This is a genomic window from Baaleninema simplex PCC 7105 (genome assembly GCF_000332355.1).
Classification (GTDB): domain Bacteria; phylum Cyanobacteriota; class Cyanobacteriia; order Cyanobacteriales; family Geitlerinemataceae; genus Baaleninema; species Baaleninema simplex.
Genome location: NZ_KB235958.1, coordinates 3,968,783 through 3,972,862, shown reverse-complemented (window position 1 = coordinate 3,972,862; position 4,080 = coordinate 3,968,783). Strand labels below are relative to the sequence as shown.

At 43.1% G+C, this 4,080-nt stretch carries 1 protein-coding gene and 1 CRISPR repeat array; the gene reads left to right on the top strand.

Annotated elements, in window-relative coordinates; genetic code table 11:
* Positions 1–178 (top strand): transposase (locus GEI7105_RS35230; RefSeq protein ID WP_144053956.1); only part of this gene is annotated, 178 nt, incomplete at its 5' end.
* A gap of 39 nt (positions 179–217) precedes the next feature.
* Positions 218–3,929: a CRISPR direct-repeat array (repeat unit 37 nt; unit sequence GTTTCAATCCCTTGAAGGGATTTTATTGGGTTTCAAC).
* Positions 3,930–4,080: the final 151 nt, after the last annotated feature.

Below are 4,080 nucleotides of genomic sequence, written 5' to 3'. Positions count from 1 at the left end.
TGATGCTGTCAAGACAATTCGCAATCATCTTAACACAATATGTAATTATTTCTTGAGCCGAACAACCAATGGTGTTATGGAGGGTATTAATAATCGTCTTAAACTGATAAAGCGTCAAGCTTATGGCTTTATAAATTTTGAAAATATGCGAATGCGCTTTCTGTCTTGCTTTACTTAATAAATTTTTCTTATCACCTTGTTTTGCGAAGACCCCAAAGTTTCAATCCCTTGAAGGGATTTTATTGGGTTTCAACTAAAGCATCGTTAGGAGTTAGAACGATGCCAAAGAGTTTCAATCCCTTGAAGGGATTTTATTGGGTTTCAACTCCCCCGCCTTTGGGGGCGCGGCGAACCGCTTTATCCAGTTTCAATCCCTTGAAGGGATTTTATTGGGTTTCAACTCGGGCTGTGGTGACAGTGCAAACCGTAACCTTCGACGTTTCAATCCCTTGAAGGGATTTTATTGGGTTTCAACCGGGCAGGTTATCGCCGATCGCGATCGCCAACGCCGTTTCAATCCCTTGAAGGGATTTTATTGGGTTTCAACCTTTGATAAATATTGCTTGGTTATCAAAAGTCTGCTTATGTTTCAATCCCTTGAAGGGATTTTATTGGGTTTCAACGTTGAATCAGCCATAGACCATTCTTTACTTTATCGTTTCAATCCCTTGAAGGGATTTTATTGGGTTTCAACAAAGGTTTATCTGTGGCTATCGATTCAGATGCCCTTCAATGTTTCAATCCCTTGAAGGGATTTTATTGGGTTTCAACAAAAATAGAATAAATGAAGAAATACAATTAGAACAAGTTTCAATCCCTTGAAGGGATTTTATTGGGTTTCAACTATCGCGGAATTGAAAGCTATCGCAGTGGAGGAGCTTGTTTCAATCCCTTGAAGGGATTTTATTGGGTTTCAACTCAACTTCTCCAACTGGGTATAAAGTAACTATTAGTTTCAATCCCTTGAAGGGATTTTATTGGGTTTCAACTGGATCTATTGTTAGCATACTTTCTCCAATACTTTAAGTTTCAATCCCTTGAAGGGATTTTATTGGGTTTCAACGTTTATCTTGTATATTTGATACGTTTTGATCGTCTAAACGTTTCAATCCCTTGAAGGGATTTTATTGGGTTTCAACACCGACCGAGCCGCAAACGCGCCGCGACCACGACCGAAAGACGAGTTTCAATCCCTTGAAGGGATTTTATTGGGTTTCAACGCAACTCCGGTTTCTCGTGCAAGTCGATAATCCCGTTTCAATCCCTTGAAGGGATTTTATTGGGTTTCAACCTCGAAGTAATCCTGAGTTGGCGTCGGCGATCGGCAGTTTCAATCCCTTGAAGGGATTTTATTGGGTTTCAACTTCTCTGAATGGTATGGGGGGAAGGTTGCAGCCAACGTTTCAATCCCTTGAAGGGATTTTATTGGGTTTCAACGGCGAAGGAGTCTACAGTACCGATGTTGCTGGATTCGTTTCAATCCCTTGAAGGGATTTTATTGGGTTTCAACACCCGAGCCTGAAATTGAACCCGAGCCTGAAATTGGTTTCAATCCCTTGAAGGGATTTTATTGGGTTTCAACAAGGCGGACTTCCCCGTCAACGGAATGTTGTTCGCATTGTTTCAATCCCTTGAAGGGATTTTATTGGGTTTCAACCGGAGCGCCGTGGGGGTTGACAACAGATAACCCCATGTTTCAATCCCTTGAAGGGATTTTATTGGGTTTCAACCTGAGCTGAACCCCGACAACGTTCCGGGTAGCTTCTGTTTCAATCCCTTGAAGGGATTTTATTGGGTTTCAACCCGAGGCGGCGTCGGATGTCCGGGCGATCGCACCGTCGTTTCAATCCCTTGAAGGGATTTTATTGGGTTTCAACCGTGGAGAAGGAGAACTCGCCCCACGTATTATCAGTGTTTCAATCCCTTGAAGGGATTTTATTGGGTTTCAACTAGACCCGTGGTCGTTTCCCTTCGACTACATCAAGTTTCAATCCCTTGAAGGGATTTTATTGGGTTTCAACCTTGGCTGTGGCGATCGCCGTCCTCATTGCGTCTGTCTCTGTCGTTTCAATCCCTTGAAGGGATTTTATTGGGTTTCAACGATTTGATAGCCGTACAATTCTTCGATATCTTCCTTGTTTCAATCCCTTGAAGGGATTTTATTGGGTTTCAACGGGGCGGGGCGCTACGTCGAAATCGTTCACGTAGATGGTTCGGCGTTTCAATCCCTTGAAGGGATTTTATTGGGTTTCAACGTGCGGTGTAAAGCAGTCCGTCCGCCTGGTATTCGAGGTTTCAATCCCTTGAAGGGATTTTATTGGGTTTCAACTCAAGTCGTAGGAGAGGAAGCGAGGGCCTTCATCCCGTTTCAATCCCTTGAAGGGATTTTATTGGGTTTCAACCTGCATTGGGGGCGTCGTCAGATCCTCCCCCGCTTCCGGTTTCAATCCCTTGAAGGGATTTTATTGGGTTTCAACGTTACAATGCGGCGGATCACTTCAACCCCATTCGAGTTTCAATCCCTTGAAGGGATTTTATTGGGTTTCAACAGTCGTTGTGTGGTCGTTTCCCGCCGTCAGAATTGTTTCAATCCCTTGAAGGGATTTTATTGGGTTTCAACTTACTTGTTAGTCTCCTACACTTTCCCCAAAAAGGTTTCAATCCCTTGAAGGGATTTTATTGGGTTTCAACTTGAAAAAGAGAATGCCAATCCTCTCCCATTAGAGGTTTCAATCCCTTGAAGGGATTTTATTGGGTTTCAACGTCAGCGGGGGCAGTTGTTGTATATTATCGATTGAACTCGTTTCAATCCCTTGAAGGGATTTTATTGGGTTTCAACTTCGCCTAAAGTTTCTAAGTACGCACCCATCTTAGTTTCAATCCCTTGAAGGGATTTTATTGGATTTCAACGAGGGGAAATCGGGATTGAGGATAACAAGCAAATTTGGTTTCAATCCCTTGAAGGGATTTTATTGGGTTTCAACCTTTGACGTGGTTGATGGGTTCGTCGTAGTGGAAGCGTGTTTCAATCCCTTGAAGGGATTTTATTGGGTTTCAACGTTTGCGGCGAGTATCGCGAATCCGATGGCCGTAGTTTCAATCCCTTGAAGGGATTTTATTGGGTTTCAACTTTAGGAGATGAATCAAGGCGTTATTAGAGTGTCTGTTTCAATCCCTTGAAGGGATTTTATTGGGTTTCAACACGGCATTCGCGCCCTGGCCAGTTCGTCGTAAAAGTTTCAATCCCTTGAAGGGATTTTATTGGGTTTCAACCGGTAGAGCCGGAAGCCATGAGCGACGCCGATCTCGTTTCAATCCCTTGAAGGGATTTTATTGGGTTTCAACCGAGATAGAGTTTCTTGCCTGTAGCGGAACAAATCGGTTTCAATCCCTTGAAGGGATTTTATTGGGTTTCAACTTTGGGTCGTTTTTACTTCTCCGTCTTTTGCTGCTGGTTTCAATCCCTTGAAGGGATTTTATTGGGTTTCAAAATCTCATCTCTCATCTTTTTTTCTTATGAAAGCTCGTTTCAATCCCTTGAAGGGATTTTATTGGGTTTCAACGTAGACTACAAAAAAGTACAGCGCTGCCTTGAAATGTTTCAATCCCTTGAAGGGATTTTATTGGGTTTCAACCGTCTGGGAAAATCTCACGGATTTGTTCGAGGCAAGTTTCAATCCCTTGAAGGGATTTTATTGGGTTTCAACTAGGTTCGGCGGTCGCGATACTGTCGCGGGGAGATCGTTGTTTCAATCCCTTGAAGGGATTTTATTGGGTTTCAACGATACGTCGTTTCGCTTGGATAAAGGTCGATTGAGGTTTCAATCCCTTGAAGGGATTTTATTGGGTTTCAACATTGTAAGACTTTTAGATTTTCCCTAGAAAAAAGTCTGTTTCAATCCCTTGAAGGGATTTTATTGGGTTTCAACCTTGGTGGTGCAGAAAACTCCTGAAAGTGAGAGAGGGAGTGGATTTGAGAAAAAGGGGGTAGACAAAAAGAGGGGTCAGATGCGATGTTCGAGTTCCTCAACTAGCACATCAGCATCATGACCCCTCATCTCTATCGTCAACTTGAAGACC